General features: G+C 42.1%; 1 pseudogene. It reads right to left on the reverse strand.

Annotation, left to right across the window (positions count from 1 at the left end):
- Nucleotides 1-376 precede the first annotated feature (376 nt).
- Nucleotides 377-1,403: pseudogene (locus AC1DSB_RS19330) on the reverse strand (amino acid degradation protein); the annotation flags it as partial.

A 1,403-nucleotide genomic window follows, 5' to 3' on the forward strand; every position in this document is an offset into this window, starting at 1 on the left:
AGATAAACACTGTCCAATTTGAGATATCACCTATTGAAATGTAGATATCACCCGACGAATCCTTGATATCCACCCGCGAATCCTTGATTCCAGCAATAAGCCCACAGTAACGTGCCATTTGCGATGCAAATGGCACCATTACAGCGCATTTGAATTGTGCGGATTTCGTGAATTTTAGATATCTGTATTCGATTCCTAGATAACCCAGGCACATTTCAAGATATCCCTTTCTGAAATGTAGATATCACAAGGTGAATCCTCGATATCCACCCGCGAATCCTTGATATCCCCAGCCTGATATCCCCCGATATCCCCAGCTGATATCCTGAAAAGCATTACAAAAATCCCCCACTCTATCAGAGAGTGAGGGATTGGGTCAGGCTTCTATTTTTTCCAAAAGGACTTTTTTTACTAAATTCTCGAGTAACTGTGGCAATTCAACGAATGCACTTTGGATGTGCAGCCGTTCCGTACGTTTGTGTGCGTCTTTTCCGAAGGGTCCCACGTTGAGAACTGGAGCTTTTAGAGTTCGCATTTCATTAAAGGGAATGGAGTACGTATCGCCCCATACAGGTGTGTTGGCTTCAAACACCTGCCATCCCCCATTTGTATCTTCGTAGTTCACGTAACTCAAATCAGAGATTCCATTAAAATAATGAATCTGTTCAATCGCTAGATTAAATTCCGATTTACCCAGCTCTTTAATAAATTCCATACACTCTTCCACTAACGGATCGTCACTCGTATTGACTGCTGGATAATACGGTGGTGCAAAAAGAAGTACGATTGCAGGTGCCAACTCCTGACATTGAATCATCAGTGTATCAACGATTCGGAATGATTTTTCACGATCATCCAATTCCTGTTGATCCCGAACGGTCGTTTTGACTAATTCTACATAATCGTAGCCAAATTTCGAAACTGCGTGATTCATCAATTCCTCGTACTTCAATACCCGTATCTCACCAACTGGTGCTACATCCTCACGAGTACAAATCGCTTGATAGCTTGCGTTGCAATCATCCGCAGCTTCATTCGCTACACCTTCAAAAATCGACATGATTTCAGCAGCATTGCGTTTCATCAGAAACACATTATATAATGCTTTCGCACGATACGGTGTCTGCGCTGAATACTCCATCTTCAAATCTTTTTGCTGAATGGTTACGGGTAATGGGGTCTTCTCACCTAGAACAGTTTCCTGAAATAATGGATTATATTCCATACGCTGCGTTAAAAATGAAGCAATATAATTGGCCGTAATTCCACTAAGCGGTTCTCCCACATGTGTCTCCATGCCGTAAAAAAGGGCTGACGGCATAATTTTTCCGATGGATCCCGAATACAAATAATATTTATCATCACCCGGTTGTTGTGCGAAAACGGGCTCGCTGTTTAAAAAT

The organism is Paenisporosarcina sp. P4_E4_2, assembly GCF_056401595.1.